Source organism: Mycobacterium sp. IDUB_36 (genome assembly GCF_055419225.1).
Genome location: NZ_JBVAXH010000001.1, coordinates 1,497,487 through 1,517,444, shown reverse-complemented (window position 1 = coordinate 1,517,444; position 19,958 = coordinate 1,497,487). Strand labels below are relative to the sequence as shown.

Genomic DNA, 19,958 nt, shown 5'->3' with positions numbered 1-19,958 from the left:
ACAGCAAGGCCCGCAAGGACGCCGAACAGATGATGTCAGTCTGGCTGTGAGAGTTCTACGTTGACAGCTTTGCGCGCTCGACCGGTGAGCCGGCGTAAGCGTTCGACGAAGGTCTTTTCGTTTACTGATTTCGTTATCGTCACAGGAGCATTGCTTGTGATCCTGATCGTCGAATCCTCTTGTTCTACAACCGATTGCGCGGGCAAATCGATGACCAGATCGACAGGCCAATTCATCTGCCGCGAGACCTTAACACGCGCTGATGATCGCTTCTCCTCGCTCAGGCTCTGATAGAGCAAGGCAGGATTGGGAACGAGGGGTGGGCTTGTCCGCAGCTCCTGGTCGTGTATTGCCAATGAAGTTTTGGAGTCGTCGAAGCTGAAAGTTGCTGGCCCGAAACCCGCTGCCGGGCTGGTTACCTGCTTTACGGCCCAGTCCGCCGTCAGGTCGTCGAGCGCCTCATTTCGGAACGTCGTAGATTCTCGCGCGACACCCCGTAAGCAGCCGGCCATTATCGCCGCCACCGATCGCGTGAGCTCGTCGGCACCTGATTCTTCTATGGGCCATGCCAGAAGCTGCCCGAGGTCGGGACGCAGCAGGGCCATCAGCAATCCCTTCGCGGCTACGTTAGGACTGCCGGTACTGCGGAACGGTTCGAACTCTCGCTCAACCTCGATGACCTGACGAATGTATTCCAGATTCCGATTGATGATTGCTCGGGTCTCATCGGTGGCATGTGCTTCGATGACCCCACGGCTGACATCGGTGAGCACTGTCGATGGACTCCAAGCCTGAGACTGGTCCTGTTCGCAAAGTAGCTTGTACGCCGATTGAAAGACGAGCCAATCCGCCTCCGCTGGTGGAGAATCCGCGCCTTCCACGGCGCTGTGGCCCCCGGTGAGCGCGCTCCAAGTGAGCCATGGCGCGATTGTGACGTCGGCTGGCAAGTCATGGGCTCCGAGGGCGGCTGCCGCGATGGCGAGCGCCTCACCACTATCGGCCGCAGCTACAACCGCGCTGATAGCCCCGCGTACTCGGTCGAGGCGCTGCCAGTCGATTACGGATTGTGTTGCAGGCGCATCGATCGATACTGCCTCAGTTATTTTGGCCGCAAACAGTTCTGGGGTGACTTTCAGAAGGTCCTCATGCGGGTGAACATTGTCGTATCCGCGGGCTTGGTGCTCACGAAGGCTTCGCTTGTCCCGAAAGTGTATGTCTGTGGCATCGGAGAGCAGAGCGGCCTGCACGTATGTAACTGGTTGGGTGCGCGGCACGCCTCGGAGCGCTGACTCGGAAAACTCGACAATGACGGGCGCCCCGGCTCCGCGCTCAACCGTCACTCGCTCGACGAGTTCGACAGGTGGCGGGGCCGTTAGCAGCGGCACCCATCCCGGGCAGAGTTCGAGAAGATCTGAGTAGTACTTCTGGAAAGAGGCGATCGGAGCCACCATCCGCGAGCTGAGCACGCCGTTGAGGTTCATCCTGTTAGTTAGATAGAACAGCGAGCCCGATTTCGATTCGATTAGCTCTGAGCGCCTTTCGTCGCGCACGCTCGACTGCTCTTGGTCGGCCGAGGCCGGTGAGGTGTTGTCAGAAGTTGTCTTTTTGTCGTCCACCTCCTGATCGGCGGTCAACGGCTGCGGTGCGGCGACCACATACACGTCGGGCGACTCGAGTGAGTCGTCGCGGAGACTGCCCGTGGGAGTCTGATCTGGCCGGTCGCGGTTGCTGCCTGCGACGCCGTCCAGGTCTAACTGATCATCGTTCGTCACTTCAGCTGCACCAAGCCTTTCAAGTCAGCCACGATGTCTGGCGCGGTGGTGGATTCACTCCATGAGAGGTGGAGTTCGTCCCGCGCTCTGGACATCACGACGTAGAAGGTCATGCGGGTCGAGGCTGAGGTCGGATCCATCGTGACCTGTTGGAGTTCTGGCACGAACAAGGTATCGAACTCCAACCCTTTCAGTGATCGGTAATGCACAAGGGTGACTGCGGGTGCGCCGAAGTTCAGGACGCTATGAGCACGATTGTTGGAGAGGTACATCTGGACCGGGATAGGTAGCTTTCGTGCTGTCAAACGGTTGAAGAGTTTCTTCTGGACCGACTGGTTCGGGCAGGCGATCCCGACTGTGAGATTGGTGCGCGCCTTCACGTAACGTGCTACATACTCGACGAACTCGTTGAGATTCGCGTACTCCCTCAGTGTTGGCGTGTCACCGTGACGCTCAGGAGGATCGGGTATTCCGGTCGGCGCTCCTGAGTAGTACTTGGCAGCAACTGCCGCGATCTCGGCGGTATTGCGGTAGTTGCGGCGCAGTTCAAGATGCTCGGACGCTCCTATCGCTTTTTTGATCTCGCGCAGCGTTGTGTGGTGCTCGAGCAGTTGCTGGTTCTCGTCGGCGAACACGGTGATGTTCTTGGCAACGAAGCGGGCTATACGAAAGAATCCCAGCGAGAGGTCCTGTCCCTCATCAACTATCAGGTCAGTGAGACTGCCCAGCTCGGGAGGTTTCGTCATGAACTGGTGGGCGATTTCTGCCCAGTCATGATCGTACGAATTGCTAGCGAGTTTCGGTGGTTGAGTCCCGTAGTGCCCTTTCCAAAAGTGCCAGAACCACTTGTGAAACGTTGTGACGTAACCCGAAACATCGACTTCGTTAGCGGCTTGTTCTGTGTACTGCTGGAGGACTTTGGAGTACATGAGGACGGCGGGCACACGGTCGTCGAACGTGAGCACCTGACCGCGATACAGCGCCATGACGGATTTCCCGGTACCAGGGGGTCCGCTAACCAAATAGTTTCCGTCGAGATCGAGGTTGTAGATGAGGTCCTGCTCCTTCGAAAGGTCCTCAAACGCGGGGAGCTTCACCTAATACCCCTGACACCCTCTCCGGCCTGTTCGATGACGGCTTCAAGTACCGGGCTGAAGAATCCGCGGATGCGGTCGTTTCCGATCACCATGGCTCGATCGAGTAGGTAATTGCCACTCTCGCAACTGGTTTCGGAGACCAGCGTGCAGGCGTGGCACGCTGCGAAGTTCAGACTGGCGAAGGTCGATGCGAGATTCTCGCTGCACAATGGGTCAGAAGAGCACCACATCGCATCCTGTAAAGCTTCGAGAATGGTTGTTTGCAGTGCGGGAGGCTCGCCCTGACGCACAAGTCCGCCCAGCGTTCCCTCTGAGTCGCCAGCCGCCGTGTAGATGAGAATGCCCGCCTGCTTGGACGCCCCGTCGCCTTGCGTGGCGCTGCGCGCGTAGATGCGTTCGCGCAAACTTGTTGCGGCATAGCCAGACTCAAACGCAAGGCGCCGGATCAGCAAATGGGCCAAAGTGTGGAGAAGCACGTACCGCGGTGTCAAGACTGGTCCGGTTCTCTCGCGGAGGCGAGCAACCATAAATGAAGCCTGGAGGCGCTTTTCCAATTCGGCTGCACGGGCCTGTACGCCGTCTGATTCTTCCCAGACGTTGAGCCGGCTTTCGTCGAGCGACAAGAAGATACCTTCACCGCGTACGTCGATGGCGGGCAGCCAGTTCAATGAGTACCCCAGCGATGCTTTCACAAGGGCGTCCTTGCTGCCCGGTGTCACCCGGTGAAAGCCCTCCAGCGCACGCACCTCGCGCAACCTGTCTGCAAGCACAATCTTGTCGATGCGGTCAGACAGCAGCGAAGTAATCTCGTCGGGGTCGCCACTGCCGATGGTCAGACCGACATGGCGGGTGCGAAAGTAGGGGTCTTCTTCATTTTCTGAGGGTGTTAGGAATGCCGCCCATTCCTCGCTCAGTAGATCACCCGGCGTGGCCTCGACGGCGGTAGCCCTACCTGCCTCGCGCTGCTTCTCATCGCGGGCCAAAGCTCTTACATACTCGGCCGATACGTCATGCCCGTCGGCCAAGGTCTGCACCATCATCGCGAACATTGGGGCGTCTTCATTGACCGCAAGGAGCGGCCGGAAAAAATCGTCCGCCTTAATGGCCATGGCCTTTTCGCTGTGCGCATCCGAACGTGAAGGATTCGGTATCTCGATTGACGAGTGCACTAATGGGAAGTAGACGTTGCTCGCGCCGCGCTGCACGGCGAGCGGCACCTCCTGGCAATTGACGCGATCGTCGAAGCGTTGCCACGGCTGGCGTCCACCGCACGTGACGCCGATTGATTTCAGCGAACCGCGGGACGTGATGCCCATTAGATTTCTGCGGCTTTTACAGCTGCGGCAGTGCACCTGAAGGGTGTCAAGGCCGCCGGCCCCCTTGCCTTTCAACGGCTCGAAAAACAGGTTGTCCTTCTGGCATTGACGGGCTTCGGGATTGCTATTGCGGGAGTGCGCCCACCGTTTCCAGTCGATATCGTCCATATGGCCCATTGGGCAGATCTGGATCCACCTCATCGGCACGAGCGGCTTTCGCCCTGGACAGCTGCCGCATGTTGGTGCCTTTCCTTCTCGCTCCAGCGAGCGTCTCCAACGGGTCATGCGACGGCAGTGTTGGCAGAAGAGCCAAGTTGGAAACCGCGCGTAGGGAACACCCGCACTCGAGGGGGCCCACGCGTTGCTGTCGACCGCCGGCGCCGCACGAAACTGAGTGACGCCTAGCGCTGCGGCTAGCCGCTCGCTTTGGATGTTCTCGCCACGCGCACCCCAGCGGAAAATGTCACACCCAACAAGCGACTCGCCCTTGAAGTCGAAAATAGCGCCGACGCCGAAAGGGACGATGGTCTGGGACTGCCTGATTTTGCGTTGCATTAATTGCTCATCCCCGCGGATGAGGCACCGTGGGCAACCTCAACCAACGACTCCATATCCACGTTGCGCATCGAGCCAAGGGTCTGCCACGCATCCCCTTTGGAGTTGAACTGTCTGATTAGGTTGACCTGTCCTTTGCCACTCGAGCGGTAGTAGAGAATCTTGTCGTCGCCGTCAGCGCGCTTAGCGCGGTCGAGCCAGTCGTCGATAAAGTGGTCGAGGTAGTTCTGGGCCCCGACTCGTTCTCGCGGCTCCACCCGCTCGACGACGTCAACAAGCGCGCTTGCGAGGGCACGAACCTCGGCGATCCGGTCGACAATGCGGCCCGCGTCGCCGTCTGCGGCAAGGCCGAGCCGGTGGCGAACAAGGATTACCAGTGCTGCGTGCAAAGCCCGATCTCGCGATGGCGGTGAGTATGGTGTGACGCTGGTTGGCTCAACGTGCCGGTAAAGCGCGGAGTGATAGGCGCGGAAATTTTCGTAGTGCGATCGATCGCGAGGCTTCGTCGAGCGAAATAGGCCGAACACCAGACCGGGCGCCGATGAGCGTCCGACACGGCTTGTCGCTTGGATGTATTCGGCAGTTGCCTTGGGCTGCCCGTTCATCAGCATGAGACCGAGTCGCGGCACGTCGACTCCTACCGACAACATGTTGGTGGTCGCTAGAAAGTCCACCGCGTATCGGTTGGAACACGGCAGGTTTAATCGCTCCAGAAGTCGTGGCTGCTGTGCACGTGGAACTGAGGAAGAGAGCTCATCGACGTCGTATTCCCGTTGCGGGCGACCGACTATGAGACCACCTAGGCGCGAATGAATATCATCGCGGGCGATCGTGACGGTACGCCCGAGTTCGCGCAACGAGCTGTGGTAGGCCACCACTGTCCAGTACGCGTCCCGTGAGGCGCCATCAAGGCCAAGGTCGACTGGAGCTTGAAGCAGGGCCGCGCCGGTGTGCACCACTGCGGTGTCGGAGGTGTGACCTTGAGCCATCATTCCGACGTATAACCGCCCGGGTGACTCGTGATCGACGCGAGCAAAGTAGGAGTCGTCGGCGTCGATGCCGGCGGGTGGGAACAAATCAACCGGGCGTCCGAAGAGCCCCTGTATCTGGGCAGTCGCGCGTCGAATAGTTGCAGTGGAGGCAATTACTTTCGGTGGTCGGTCGTGGGCGCAAAGGAGGTTGATGGCTGCTTCATAGAGGCCGACCGTTGTTCCAAGCGGTCCGGTGAGCAAATGCAGCTCGTCTTGAAGTATAAGTGAGGGCGGTAGCTTTCTTGCCGGGCGACCAAATAGCCTGCCCGATTCGGGCACCCACGCGAGTTGGGCGAACTTATCGACCGTGCCCAACAGGAATGTCGGTGGGTTCTCGTACAACGCATCATCGATCACTAGCACCGGAAGTACCTGGTGAAACTCACAAGTGCTCGATGTGCAGAAAAATGCGAACGATCGATCAGTTGCCCGGATGCCGTAGTCAGCGTCATCGTCGGTGTGCTCGCGGGGAATGATCTCCGTTCCGCACCACGGACAGCGTTCGAGTAGAAACCGGTCGTCTGTTTCGCCGGCGTCGCGTAGCTCGTCGAATCTCTCCCGAGCCTGCAGGTAGCGATTCGGGGTCGTGCCTTCCCCAACCCACAGACCGACCGAGATTGCTTCCTCGCCCAGTTCGGCGCCGCTGTGCCGCCGGAGGTACTCGCACGCCGCGATAGTTGACGCGGTGCGTTGAAACTGCTGCGCAGTGAGCAACGACAGGGTGTAGCGGCTGATGACAGATGTACCCGACCCGTCGACGCCGTGCAGCAGGCGCCGTCGGAAAATCTCGAATGCTGCGACCAGAAGGTAGGCCTCGGTTTTTCCGCCACCGGTTGGAAACCATATGAGGTCGACGACATTTCGGTCCTCGTGCGTTGAGTCCACCAAACCCCGCAGGGTGGTCAAGAAGAAGCCCAGCTGAAATGGTCGCCAGGCCGCGCCGGCGGGGTACGCCGTCGGGGCCGCAGGAGCAGCGCTTCGCGGATGCCGGACGCCAGCAAGGTCGTCTTTGCTATGCCGCATCTGCATCAACATCGCCCTGTTGGCAAGGCGGAATGCCATTAGCAAGTCCGCTCTGTCGGGATGCTCGGCGAAAACTGTTATCCCGTCGCGCATTCGATCCCGCGCGCGCCTCAGGCGATCGAGTATTGGCCCGGCTGCGGAGGCGTAGCGCTTGTCCAGCAGCCGCGTTTCGTCTGCCACTCGCTCGATCCACGCCTCGTAGGGGTCGACGAAGGCGCCGAGTTCTGCCACAAGATCGTCGGCTGGGACCGCTTCGTCGGCAAGCCAAGCAACGTCAAGCGCTCGCATAATGTCGCCATCTGCGCTCACCCGGGGTACGACATACGAGGGCATGACCTCGGATCGCACCCTAAAGACGGAGCCATCGTCTTCGGTCCACTCCGGAGAACAGCCATGGCCGATCGCGAATACACGAGCTTTACGGTGAATGAGTCGAAGTTCTTGCTCTTCGGCGTCGTGAGAGGCCATAGCGACGGTGGGGTACTCCAGGATCTGGCCGCTGTCGGCGACCCCGACATCGAAAGAAACCTGCAGCAGCATGTCGTCCCACGCGCGCTCGGGATGTTCGTCGTCGCTCGTTTTAGCGTTGACCATCGTGATGGTCACTAGGTTGCCGTGTGGGTACGGTCTCCAGCGGACATGGATTTCGGCCGCGCGGTCCCAGATGTATTTGGCGGTCGTATTGTCGGCCGTGATCGAGATTGTTGCCTCAGGAAGTGAGAGGCGCCGCCATACCCGTTTCGCGCCAGCCGATTTCGATCGCGGGTCGTCGTCTTGGGCTTCCGTTGGTCCGCCATCGCGCGCCTCGGCGGCGGCAAGAGCAGCTCTCGCCGCGTCACCGCTTAGTGTTTCGTATTTCGCTCCGCGCACCGTGACCGTCAAAGCAGCTGCAGTGGTGAAGAATGACATGCCCTGAGATGCCGGGAGGAAGTCATTGGCCGCCGACACCGGGTCGTCGCTGAACGAATTCTCGTCTCCGCCCGCAGAGGCGGCCGAGTTGTCCTCTTCCTCTCCCTCACTCTCGACGTACCCAGCGAAAGACACTTGCCGCGGGAACAAAATGCCCATGAGGTAGCGGCGATTCGGCGGGTCGAAAATAATCTCGGTCTGTCCTCCGAAAGGTCCGACGAGCTGGCGGCGTACGTATGACACGAAGTCTTCGCGCGTATCGGTAAGAGTGCTCATGAACCCGCCCTATTGAGCGCCTCGACTGCCGTCGCCGAATGCTGTTGGTACAAATCGGTCATGCGTGCGCCGATCGCCGGCCGCGTAGCAATCCATAGACCAGCCCGCGGTCTACTCAACGTGACGTAGAGCAGATCGATGTCGGTGTCGGACTCCAACGAGTCAATGTCGATGGCGCACACGAAGCGGTTCTCCAATCCTTTTATATCGACCGCCGAAGCCCACGTCAGGGTCGACCCTGGCCAGCTGGCCGCGACTGCCTCGTCGAGCTTGAGCAATGTGCCTTTGCGTGCCTCTCGCAAACCCTGAGCGGCGCTGCTGCCCCAATCGCCGCGCATCGAGACGATGGTGACATGGCCGACCGACACTTCCTGTTCGCGCAGTGCGCGAAGGTGTGCTGCTAGGGCTGCGGTTTCGGCAGCAGCGTCGGGCACAGCCACGAATTCGACCAGCGGCCCCGCGCCAGCCGCCGACACACCTGTGTCCGCGCCGGTCAGCGCACGCGTCTGGAAAACGATCTCGCGAGTATTTCGACAGTTCGACCGCAACATGGCTGGCACGGGGTGGAATGATTGAACGTAGAGCAGTGCATCGAGATCGAAGTCGCCGTACAGGTGGGCCTGACGGTTTTGGTCCATGAACATCACCCAGCGGCCGTCGCTCCAGCCGTTAAAAACGCAGGATTCAAGGCGCTCAAGTGCGCTGAAATTCATCAGGTCCTGCGCCTCGTCGATCACCAACATGTCGAATGGCTGACCGCCACGAACATCGTTGAGAGCGCAGACGGTTACGCCGGTGCCAGCCAGCAAGGTTCGCGCAAATGCCGCGAGGATAGGACTGCGGCAGACAAAAAGCACTGTTATCCCTGAAAGGGTCTGCCGCCGGGCGACTTCGGCTGCCAAGAAGGTTTTTCCCGTGCCGGCACCGCCGCTGCAAATCACACGCGGTGCATCGCTCACGAGGTCCAGCCTGGAGAACTGCTCATCAGTCAACCGCACAAAGGCAGAGTCCAGAGTTGCGGCGCGGGCGTCGAGCAACGGAGAGTAGTCGAAGCTTGGTCGAAGGTCCTGCAGAAGCCGATCACGCAACTTGCTCGATAGCGGTACTTTTCTCGGTTCCCGCTGACGCCAGTAGGCGGCCGCCTCACCCACCGCTTTGGTGAAATCGCGATTATATTGGCCTCGCCCGCAATACGTGGCTGCTTCCCATTCGAACGCGCTTAACGCCAGATCAACGTCCGGGGTCACGACGAGGAAGCCGAATCGAACGGTGTCAATCTCAGATCCGAGGCGAACTTTCAGCCGATCACGCAGCGCGTACATCCCACTTACGACTTGGTTAAACGGTCCCTCGTGATCTTGTCGGAAGTTCCCGCTACGGTCGCTGTACGTCCACAATCCGTTGTTACAGGAGACCCGCGCCCCCTTGACCTCAACCACGAGCACCATGTCAGCTAGTACGAGCACGAAGTCCAATTCGGACGTGAGTTTGTACTCGTGCGTCGGGAGGTTCAAGGAATGCAACGCAGTGCCGGCGATGTCGCTGATCTGCAGCGATGCGAACACCCGTCGCTCAGAGGACGTCGTCTCGTCCAGGCCGAGCTCGGCTGGAATCATCTTCACAGTTGGTCCCCTACGCGTGATCTCACAGCCATCCTGCACGATTCGGGCCGTCCTTCGCAGTGGCTTGTCAGCCGTTCGGAGTTTTAGCTGAGTGGAATCCGTGGAGCTCAGTCTCGTTCTCAACCGCCTCGGCCCCTTCATCCGTGAGGATCTAGTCCGGAGATCGAGGCTTGAGCGGGTTCTCGGAACCTTTCGAGAGGCAACCGATGAACTGCGGCTTCAGCTCGAGCACCTTCTAATTGAACTCGGCATTACGATTGAAGAGGACACTCAAGAGACTGAGCTATCGCTGGCGGAGGATGCCGCTCTCGTACTCCTTGAGGACGACTCCGTCGAGCCTAAAGGCCCGAAAGACCTCGGGCCCGTTCGCGACGATGCGGCTGTCGCTGCAGCCCGCCAGCGAATTCGAAAGGATCGATACCTCAAAAACCACGCAAAGGTGCTGCTGCGGCCTGAGGAAGAGGTCGGCCTGGCGATTCTGATCCGGGGTGAGCGGGGCTTGCCGCTTCATCAAGGTGAATTTGGTCGACTCAGGGGTGAGCCGCGCAGCGCCGCCGACTGTTTACTACTCCACAACCAAGGCCTCGTCTGGTCGTTCGCGCGGCGGTTCGCGCCGCCCGGTATGTCTCCTGACGACCTCTTCCAACACGGCGTTCTCGGGCTAATCCGTGCAGTCGAATTGTTTGACCCGGCACGCGGCTATAAGTTTTCGACGTACGCAATGAATTGGGTGCGCCAAGCGGTCACTCGAGGGATAGCCAACGAATCTCGCATCATCCGGCTACCCGTGCATATGTACGAGCGTGTGCTCAAAGTGTGGGCAACCCGTAATCGACTCAGCGACAACGGCCAAGCGCCATCAGTTCAAGAGCTCGCAGTGGCCTGCTCGTTGACCGAAAGAGAGGTATCCGAATGTCTACGCCTCGGTCCGCAGAGCATTTTGTCGTTGGACATGCCGGTCGGCGCCGAGGGTGACACCACACTGGCCGACTTCATCGATAGCAGCGATCCCGACAAATCGTTCGAGCATCGACTCGAATACGAGGCGCTAAAAGAGCAGCTTCAGTCTGTTCTTGAAACCTTGAGCGAGCGTGAGGCAGGTGTCATCAGACTCCGCTTCGGACTCGTTGACGGCGAGCCTCGGACTCTAGATGCGATCGGCGATGTTTACGGAGTCACCCGTGAGCGAATACGTCAGATCGAGACAAAGACGATGGGAAAGCTTCGTCATCCGACGAGGTCAGAAGTGTTGAGGCCATTCCTGTTTGGTGATGAGGCGGCGGACGATGATTGTTGCGAACCTGGGTCTGCCGACTCGTCCGGCGGTAAGTCCGAAGATAAGGACGAGGACTCGGGTGGCTTCTGCGAGAGTGCATGATTCGCTAGGGCAGCAGCAATTGCTGCTGCCCTAGAGGGAAATTGGGCGCGGAGCTTGGCCTCACCAGCCGGTCCTTCGCTCTGGACTGTGATGGCATTCCGCTTCGAAGCGCTAGCGGTTTCGCATGCCAGCTGGCGCGCCCGTCTGTCGAGACTGCTGCCGAATGGACGGCGACGCTCTACGCAGGTTGGCGCGCCGCCTGGCCTCCTGCAAATTCTTAAGCTGTTCACGTTGATTGTTTCTTTTCCTGCGGCATTCCTCGAGCTGTTGGGCGGTTTCCTCGGCTTGCTGGCGCCACCACTTCAACTCGTACGTCAACAGCAATGCCTGACAAGCTCGACAAACGGCCTTCGGTCGAGAAATCTTGCCCAGCAGAACTGGATCGACGTACCCATGACCACACAAGGCACGATCGATGCGCTCATCCAAATAATCCCAGTGATGGAAGGAGGGTCTAGACCGGTCGCGGACGTAGTAGTACGGCGGCTCCATAGCGTCAAATTTTATAGTCAGTCCCCGAACCGCTTGGCCATTTGATAGCGACGCCCACGTAAAATATTCACGCTGGCGCTCAACTCCCAACCCGTTTTCGGCCGCCTAACCGCGTAACTGGTGATGATAAAGGCTTCTGCTGCTTGTCCTGAACAAACTCGGCTGTGCTCAAAGCATTTGAAGGCGACTCGCCATCCCGCTTGCCCGCAAGGCCCTTTTTTCGATCGCTGCCCTCACCGAATCCTCTGACCCGATCACCCGCACCTTCCTCTTCGCCCGAGTCACCGCCGTATAGAACAACTCCCGAATCAACAACCGCGAATCCTCGCATGGCATGAGCACAGTCACCTCGTCAGCCTGACTACCTTGCGACTTATGGATCGTCATCGCGTGCATGGTCTCGACGTCAGACAGTCGGCTAGTCGCGAAGTCCAGCGGCCCGCTTGCGCCAGCGATTACGGCCCGAAGGCCGTCGGCATGGGCGACGGCCACTCCAGTATCGCCGTTGTAGACATGCAGCCCGTGATCATTGGCGGTCAACAGCAGCGGCCGCCCGGGATACCATTCCGTCCACGGCGGCTGGCCCGTCGACTCGGAAAGCCATTGCTCCACTTGCCGATTCCAGTGCCGTACCCCGTAGGGCCCCTCCCGGTGTGCGCACAGCAGCCGGTGCTCATCGAGCGTCGCCAACGCGACACCGTCGGCGCCAAACTGCGCCGCTTCGCGCAGGCGTAACGCATACGGCAACAGCACTGAGCGCAAAGCGTCGGACGCGTCGTCGGTTTCGACGAACTCAATATGTTCTCCGCCGGCATGCAATAGCTCCAGCGCCTGGTCTGCGTCACCGACCCGGATCGCCTCGGCGAGAAGGCCGATCGACTCGCCGAACCGGTGCGAGGTATTCAGCGTCGCGACCCGCATATCGCTGCGAGCCGAAATGCCGTCGACCAAATCGGCCAGCACGGCTCCGGCTTCCACCGACGCGAGCTGGTCCGCATCGCCGACCAGGATCAGCCGGGAATCCGGGCGCACGGCTTCGAGCAGCCGCGCCATCATGGTCAGCGACACCATCGAGGTCTCGTCGACGACGATCACGTCGTGCGGCAACCGGTTTCCGCGGTTGTGCCGGAACCGCGAGGACGTGTCGGGTCGGCTGCCGAGTAACCGATGCAGCGTCATCGCCTGTAATGAGTCGAGCCGCACATGGTCGGGCTTATCCAGCCGGGCTACTTCGAGTTGTACGGCTTCGGCCAGACGGGCCGCCGCCTTCCCGGTGGGCGCGGCCAATGCGATTCTCAGTCGGGACGCACCAGCTTGCTCGGCGAGCAGCGCCAGCAGTCTTGCAACCGTAGTCGTCTTGCCGGTTCCTGGTCCACCGGTCAGCACCGTGACCGCCTGCGTCAGAGCGATTTCCGCGGCTTCGCGTTGCTCTTCGAAACCGGCCGGGAAAAGTCGCTCAGAGGTGGGCACATCGCCGGTCGACTTGGACACCTGCAGCGCCAGCAGGTCGTCGCAGACCTGTTTCTCCTCACGCCAATACCTGTCGAGGTAGAGCAGTCGCTCGTCGTAGAGATGCAGCACCTGGTCAAGCAGCGGACTGGCTCGCACCGCCGCAAGCCAATCCGCAACCGAGGGCCATGGCACATCGTCGACATCAATGTCAGATGCGATGGTAGCCAGCTCGATGCATACCGATCCGCCGCGTAGTCCACGCACCAGCAGCGCGACCGCCAAAGCCACGCGTTCGTCGGACTCTTTGCCGAGGGCGCAGATCCGTTCGGCGACTCGGACGTCCGAGATGTCGAGCACGCCGGCTTCGTTGAACTCCTGCAGCACGCCGCTGGTACCGACGGCCAACTCGACTTCGGTGACAGTCACGCCGCCTTCCTTCCCTCGTCGAGCAACTCCGAGAGCGCAACCACCAGACCGGCGGGCGGCTGCCAGGTGAACACTCCGCAGGGCTGCCCGTCGATCACCGGCGTCTGCGGCCCGCACATGCCGCGCACGAACAGGTACAGCACCCCGCCGAGGTGTATCGAAGGGTCGTAACCAGGCACCCGCCACCGCAGAAAGCGATGCAGCACAACGGTGTACAACAAAGCCTGCAACGGATAGTCGGAGTGCAGCATGGCCTCGGCCATCCGCCCGGCCCCATAGTCGGCAGCGTTGTCGCCGAGGTAGTTGGTCTTGTAGTCCACCACCAGGTAGCGCTGGTCGGGCAGGCGCAGCACGGCGTCGATCGAGCCGGACAGGTATCCGCGCAGCGACTGGCTCCCCAAAGCGACCGACGTCAGGCGGTCGACGTAGGGCGCAAAAGGATCATCGTCCGGCAGAAACGCGCGCAACAGCTCGCCGACATCGGCCACCGACACGTTCGGTGCGGCACCACGCACATCACCGCCGGCGAGCGGAATCTCGAAGTCCAACTCACGTAACCGATCTGGCATGCCGATCTGTCTCAACGTGAGGCCGCCAGCTAGCGTGCCCAACGATGTCTCGTTCATCGGCACCAGCGCGGCAGCCAGGTCGGCCGGCAACACATCCACTGAATACCAGTTCAGTTCCTGTCGGCTACATCTCTCGAGCTCTGCAGCGAAGTCCGCGGCAAACGGGTCGGCCTTCTCGAGCACCGCATGTACCAGCGATCCGAAGGTCGCGCCCCGCGGCAACGACGCCATCGGGGAGGCCACCATAGGTCCGGATGCGTTCTCCGTCAACGAGATATCCCCGGTCTCGTCGTCCAGCTCGACCACTTCCGGCTCACTGGTCACCCCGACGGTTTCGGCGACACGGATCAGACCGGAATACGAGGTGCGCCGCCACCCGGCGTCGATCGAGCGGTGAAAGTGCCGCATCTTCAGGTCTGCCGGCTCCGGCTTGACCGGCACCGGGGGAGCTGCGGCCACCACCGACGCTTCGATCACCGGACCGCCCGCGGACTCCCACTCCCGGAACCGCGCCATCACGTCGTCGTCGGAGATCTTCGGCGGATCGCATCGGTCGGGCACCTCGGCCTCGCCGGGGCGACGGCCGCGCAGTAGCCGTGACAGCCCGCCGTTGGGCTCGTCGTAAGCCGGCGCCCACCACACCACCACCTGCGACTGTGCACGGGTCATCGCGACGTAGCTCAACCGGCTGACGTCGCTGGCGTCCTCGCGGCGCCCCTGCTGCTTAGCGGCGTCGGCACCGGCACCGCGCTTGCCGCCGACATACAGGCAGCGCACCCCGTCGTCGTGAAACACCACCATGTCGTAGTCCTGCACGTTGCGGTTGAACGCGAACGGCACGTAGACAATAGGGAATTGGAGGCCCTTGGCGGCATACACCGTCATCACCTGCACGGCAGTGGCGTCGCTGTCCAGTCGTCGGTTGCGTTCGGTTGCGCCGCTACGCTCGTCGCGTTGTTTGCGCAGCCAGTCACGCAGTCCCGGTAGGCCCAACTGCTCGTTGTGGGCGACGTCCTGCAGCAACTGGGTGACGTGCGCGAGGTCGGTCATCCGTCGCTCGCCGTCCTCCCAAGACAGCACGCGCGCGCCCATTCCGCGCAACTGCGCGGCTTCGTAGACCGCGGCAACCCCGCGTTCGCGGGCATGCGCGGACCATTCCCGCAACGTATCGGCGATTCGATCGGTGAGCGTGTCGCCGCCTGCCGCAAGGGTTTCCGCGGTCTCGCCGAAGAACACCGTCGCCGCAGCGGCGCGCACCATCCCGGGGCGGTGTGGTTGGTCGAAGGCTTCCAGCAGGCAGAGCCAGTCTTCTGCGGCATCCGAAGTGAACACGTCGGTGTTGCCCGGGTAGACCACGGGGATGCCGGCCTCGCAGAGAGCCTGGAAACAGACCTCGGCGTCCCGGTGCCGCTCGACGATCACCGCGATGTCGCGGGCCCGCACTGGCTCTCCATCGAACGTCGCGCCGCTGGCGAGCAGCGCGCGAATGTCGGCGGCAAGGTCAGCGCCGATGTGCTCGCGAGTCATGTCGATAGGCGGACTCTGAACACCTTTGCGGCCAAAAGTTTCTCGCGCAACCACTCGTAGTCGAAACGGATCGTTCTGCGGTGCGCCCGCAAGCCGGTGCCCCTGATGGTGGGCCTTGACATCCTCCACCACGATGGCAGCGTCACCGAGTTGCGCGCCGCGCAACAGCACCTGCAGGCGATCCAACAACGCTGAATCGCTGCGCCAGTTGGTGGCCAACGTCTTTCGATCGCCCGCCGTCTCCGCCGCCTCGAGGTACGTCACGATGTCACCGCCGCGAAACGCGTAGATGGCCTGCTTTGGGTCGCCGATCAGAATTACCGTCGAATGCCCGCTGAAGGCGCAACTGATCACCTCCCACTGCACGCGGTCGGTGTCCTGGAACTCGTCGACCATGACGATCGGCCAACGGTGCCGCATCCGCGCTCGCGCGGGGGAGTCGTCGGTGTCGAGTGCGGCTGCCAGCCGGCTCAGTAGATCGTCGTAGCCCAGGACACCGAGGCGGCGCTTACGTGTTTCCAACTCGGCTAGAACGTCTTTCGCAAAATCGAGGCGGGCAGCGGACTCTGAACCCGGGTCCGCGTCACGCGGCCGAAGCTCGGCTGCGGGGTTGCCGACCACTTCGCGGGCCAGCTTCAACGCAGCGCCGTACGGCAGTGCCGGGTCGTCGCGCTCCTGGCCGAAGTGCGCCAGGTACAGATCTGCGACGATTTCGGCGGTCAGGTCGTCCAGGCTCTCCATCAGCGTGACATTGGAAGCGGTGTCACCGGCCACGCCGAGCGACTTGAGCACCAGCTGGCAGAACTGATGCGTGGTGGCGATCGTCGCGGCGTCAAAACCGGCCAACGCATCGCGCAGACGCTGCTCGCGAGCTGCACGCTCGTCGTCAGGGGCAGCGATCAGCCAGGCCACCAACTGGTTCTCGCCGACAGTCGACGGATCAGCGAAAGCGGCTACCGCGTCGACGATTTGGCGACGCACCCGCTCCCGGAGCTCCTGGCTGGCCGCCCGGCTGAATGTGATCAGCAACATCTGATCCAGCGTGGCCCTGCCCTCCGCCAGATACCGCGCCACCAAACCGGCCAACGCGAACGTCTTACCGGTGCCCGCACTGGCTTGCAACACGGTGGTGGACTTTTCGGCGGGCAACGGGCCGAGCAGGTCGAACGGTTCCATCAGGTCGGGATCCTCTCGGCGCGCAGCATCGGCAGCCAGAGCCGGCAGGCGTACGCGCCCAGCCGGTTCTTTTCGCTGTCGAACTCTTCACCCGCCCGAAGCGGCGTCATCAAATCTGACAGCCGCGCGCCTTTGCCCCAGGCCCGCACGTGGGCCGGGGATTGGTCTTCACCGGGATACAGGCCGCTCTTCCAGCGGTACTCGGCGGCGTGCTCGGGATCGTCGCCGGAATGCCGGGCGACGGCCCAGGCGTGGGACGTCTTGACCGGTAGGGGGAGCGGTTCGCGACGGCCCGCGTCGTAGATCGTTACCAACTCCCGCAGCACTTCGACGGCGTCACCATCGGGCCGACCGATCTCCTCGACGCGTGGTGTGGTGCCTCGCTTCGGCCGTCCGATGCAAGCGGCCGACCAATCCTGGCGGGAATCACGAGCGAACAACGCCAGCAACGGAATCCAGGACTCCAGCAGATGCTTGCCGTCCAATTTGGAATACGTCACCGACACCAAGCGCTGGCCGTACACCGACGGCACGGTGCCGCTCAGTCGCCGCCCGCCGCCGAGTTCGATGTCGACGTCGTAGGGCGTTGCCTCGGTCGTCCGGTAATTCTGAGCCTCGGTCGCCAGCAGGCCGGCCTGGTCGCGGATCTCGGTCGCTTTCCGCCAGCCCAGGTGGCCGGGCGGCAAGGTGCCGCGGCGCCATTCCGCTTGGCGCGCTTGCTCCGCGGTCATGCCGCGCCGAAGGTCGCTGAGTATCCGGTCGCCGACCGACCACTCCTCGAGGTTGTCGAGGTCGACCGGAATCGCGTCCTGGATCCCGTCGACGTCGCGCGGCAGCGTGAAGTCCAGCGCCCGGAAGAACCCTTTCACCGGGTCTTTGAAGAAGGCGATCAAGTCGGCCAGGATGACGTCGTCGGCGGGTGGCGGCGGCAGCGGTCCAGAGATGAATTGTGGTTGTTCGCTTCGGTCACCGGCGCTGGCCTTCGCGGCCCGCAGCGCGGTCGGGTCGAAGCTGAACGGGACGTCGGGCACCAGCTCGCCGGGGACAACGTTGCGAATGTCGAACGGCTGCAACGGATGGTCGATGACGATGCGTCGGCGGATCTTCTCGCGGGTGGTCTGGTCGAGGGTGTCCAGTAGCTCGTCCAGTGGCACTGCCGGCGGACGGGGTAGGCCCGAGTACTGGTTGGCTCCGGTGTAGGTGATGACGAGTTTCTCGGCGGCCGCGCCGATGGCGTCGAGCAGCAATTGCCGGTCCTCGGAACGGATGTCGCGTTCGCCGGTCATCGGGTCGCGCGCCAGTGCATCGTCGCCGTCCACGACGCCGATCCGCGGGAAGACGCCGTCGTCGAGACCGACCAGGCAGACCACCCGGTGCGGTACCGATCGCATCGGCACCATCGTGCACACGGTCAGGGTTCCGGTGCGGAAGTTGGCTCGGGTGGGACGTCCGGCCAGGTGCTGGTCGAGTAGTGCCCGGATGTCGGGTAGGCGCAGTGTCGTGTCAGCCCGAGAACCGGCCTGCTGCAACACTTCCGCGAACTCACGCTCCACCTGGCGCGTCTGCCACGCGTCGGAATCGCTGATGCGCGTCAGGGTGGTGATTCCGTCGCTCAAGGCGTGGAGCCACTCGCTCAACGGGCGGGCGCCCGACAGTGAATCAGCTGCACGTTCGAGCCGGCAGACGAATTCGGCAAGCTGTCCGGCAAGTTCGACTTTGTTGCTGCCCACATCGTCGAGCGGGAGCGTGTTGTCGATCCAGGCGTGGGCGTCGTCGGACATCGCCACGCCGGCCAAGATCCGGTCGATGCCGAAACGCCATGTGTTGTGGACGAAATCGACGTGGTAGGGCCGTCGATGTTCTTGGTCGAAGCCCCACCGGATGTTGGCCTGGCGCACCCAGCGGGTGATCGATTCCAGGTCGTCGTCGGTGAAGCCGAAGCGAGCCCGCACCGGCGCTGCCTCTGCGATGTTGAGCACCTCACTGGCTGTCACCCTGCCGTCAGCGAGCGATAGCAACTGCGAGGCCAGACCCAGTAGCGGATTGGTTTGGATCAGCGAGCGGTCGGCCAGCTTGACCCGCAACCGATGCGCTGGATGCGCGCCGTGCACCACGTCGCCGAGCCCGAAGTCCGCGACGATCAGCGGCGCATACGTCTCGATGTCGGGGCACATCACCAAGATGTCGCGCGGCTCCAGGGTTGGATCGTCTTGCAACAGCCCCAGAAGCACCTCGCGCAGCACGTCGACCTGACGCGCCGGGCCGTGACAGCTGTGCACCTGCACCGAGCGGTCATCGGCGGCGAGGGTACGGCCTTGCGGCTGAACAGCATTGGCGGCGATATCGGTCTGCAGCCAGCCGAGCAGGGTGTCCGGACGGTCTTGGTTGGGCAGGTACTCATCGGTCTGCAGGTCGGTCGGCAGGCTGCGTTGCAGTTCGCGGAGATCGCGTCCGAGCGTGGCCAGCAGCGGATGGTCGACTTCGCGGTGGCTGGTGTCGTCGCGGCGGGGGATGGACCCGTGGTGACCGTTGAGCTTCTGCCACAACGCGTCGCTGGGGTGGGGGAGCCAGAGATGCAGATCGTGATGCGCCGACAACGCCTGCAGTAGCTCGATGTCGGTCGAGGCCAGGCGGGTGTGTCCGAACAGCGACAGCCGTGCGGGTAGGTCGCTTGGACCTTCCTGCAGCCGCGTCACTGTTTTCTGCTGACGGATGTGCGGGGGATCGGCGTCAATGCGCGCGACGAGTGCCCGCCATAGTTCGGGCTGCCAGCACAGGTCGACGTCGAGGTCTGTTGCGTTGCCCTCAAGCCAGTCGATGAGCAGCTGCGGGCGCTGGCGGGCGTAGGAGGCAAAGAGCCTGGCAAGCTTTCGCGCCACCGAATACCTTCGACCCCTGCGTAACTCGGCCTCGTCGCCAGCGTCGAAATGGCCCAGGTGTTTCGCCAGGATGGCGCACCAGGGCTGGTCGAGCGAGGCGTCGATGGTCTCGATCAGCGGCCACGTCATCGCGTCCGGCGACCACCGGTCATCGTCGACGGTTCCAGTGATCTCGGCGATCAACGAGCCCGGGCTGCGAAACGCGACTCCCGCGCACACGCCGTCAGCCGCGGTGCCGGTACCTAAGAGGTGAGAGAGCCGTTGACTCAGCCAGCGTTCGACACCGCGGGCCGGCACCAGGACCAGTTCTTCGGCAAACGGGTCCGGTAACGGACTCGCCAGCAACGCGCCCAAACCGTCCGCTAGCTGGTCAGGGCGCTCGGCACGGTGGACGTGGAGTGCCATCGTTGGCCACCCTAAGACGGATCGCGAAGGACCGTGGCGGGATCAGCCAATTT

At 62.2% G+C, this 19,958-nt stretch carries 10 protein-coding genes; 1 reads left to right on the top strand and 9 read right to left on the bottom strand.

Annotation, left to right across the window (positions count from 1 at the left end; all coding sequences use genetic code 11):
* Window positions 1–35: 35 nt before the first annotated feature.
* The 5 genes from ACZYW1_RS07435 to ACZYW1_RS07415 are packed head-to-tail and all read right to left on the bottom strand — an operon-like array spanning window position 36 to window position 9,595.
* Window positions 36–1,772 (bottom strand): hypothetical protein, encoded by a 1,737-nt coding sequence (locus ACZYW1_RS07435; protein WP_463784540.1) that lies wholly within the window; start codon window positions 1,770–1,772, stop codon window positions 36–38.
* A complete protein-coding gene (locus tag ACZYW1_RS07430) occupies window positions 1,769–2,869 on the bottom strand; it encodes a DEAD/DEAH box helicase (RefSeq protein WP_463784536.1) in 1,101 nt (366 codons plus the stop codon). Before ACZYW1_RS07430 ends, ACZYW1_RS07435 begins: the two co-directional genes overlap by 4 nt.
* Complete coding sequence (gene drmB / locus ACZYW1_RS07425; protein WP_463784534.1) at window positions 2,866–4,740, bottom strand: DrmB family protein; 1,875 nt, start codon at window positions 4,738–4,740, stop codon at window positions 2,866–2,868. Before drmB ends, ACZYW1_RS07430 begins: the two co-directional genes overlap by 4 nt.
* Window positions 4,740–7,979, bottom strand: a complete 3,240-nt coding sequence (locus ACZYW1_RS07420; RefSeq protein WP_463784532.1) for a helicase-related protein — start codon at window positions 7,977–7,979, stop codon at window positions 4,740–4,742. The genes drmB and ACZYW1_RS07420 overlap by 1 nt, the downstream gene beginning before the upstream one ends.
* Entirely contained in the window at window positions 7,976–9,595 is a 1,620-nt protein-coding gene (locus tag ACZYW1_RS07415; protein WP_463787731.1) for a nuclease-related domain-containing DEAD/DEAH box helicase, read from the bottom strand. Before ACZYW1_RS07415 ends, ACZYW1_RS07420 begins: the two co-directional genes overlap by 4 nt.
* 97 nt (window positions 9,596–9,692) lie before the next feature.
* Here ACZYW1_RS07415 and ACZYW1_RS07410 point away from each other — a divergent pair, with 97 nt between their 5' ends.
* Window positions 9,693–10,979 carry a sigma-70 family RNA polymerase sigma factor gene (locus ACZYW1_RS07410; RefSeq protein ID WP_463784529.1) on the top strand — a complete coding sequence of 429 codons (1,287 nt, stop codon included), beginning with the start codon at window positions 9,693–9,695 and terminating at the stop codon, window positions 10,977–10,979.
* A 111-nt stretch (window positions 10,980–11,090) separates the two neighbouring features.
* Here the strand turns inward: ACZYW1_RS07410 and ACZYW1_RS07405 are convergent, their stop codons facing one another.
* The 4 genes from ACZYW1_RS07405 to recC all read right to left on the bottom strand — a co-directional run bounded on the left by ACZYW1_RS07405 (window position 11,091) and on the right by recC (window position 19,905).
* Complete coding sequence (locus tag ACZYW1_RS07405) at window positions 11,091–11,471, bottom strand: hypothetical protein (RefSeq protein ID WP_463784528.1); 381 nt, start codon at window positions 11,469–11,471, stop codon at window positions 11,091–11,093.
* A gap of 168 nt (window positions 11,472–11,639) precedes the next feature.
* Entirely contained in the window at window positions 11,640–13,349 is a 1,710-nt protein-coding gene (gene recD / locus ACZYW1_RS07400; protein ID WP_463784525.1) for an exodeoxyribonuclease V subunit alpha, read from the bottom strand.
* Entirely contained in the window at window positions 13,346–16,621 is a 3,276-nt protein-coding gene (recB, locus tag ACZYW1_RS07395; protein ID WP_463784523.1) for an exodeoxyribonuclease V subunit beta, read from the bottom strand. Before recB ends, recD begins: the two co-directional genes overlap by 4 nt.
* Window positions 16,621–19,905, bottom strand: coding sequence for an exodeoxyribonuclease V subunit gamma (recC, locus tag ACZYW1_RS07390; protein WP_463784521.1), 3,285 nt, complete (start codon window positions 19,903–19,905; stop codon window positions 16,621–16,623). Before recC ends, recB begins: the two co-directional genes overlap by 1 nt.
* Window positions 19,906–19,958 lie beyond the last annotated feature (53 nt).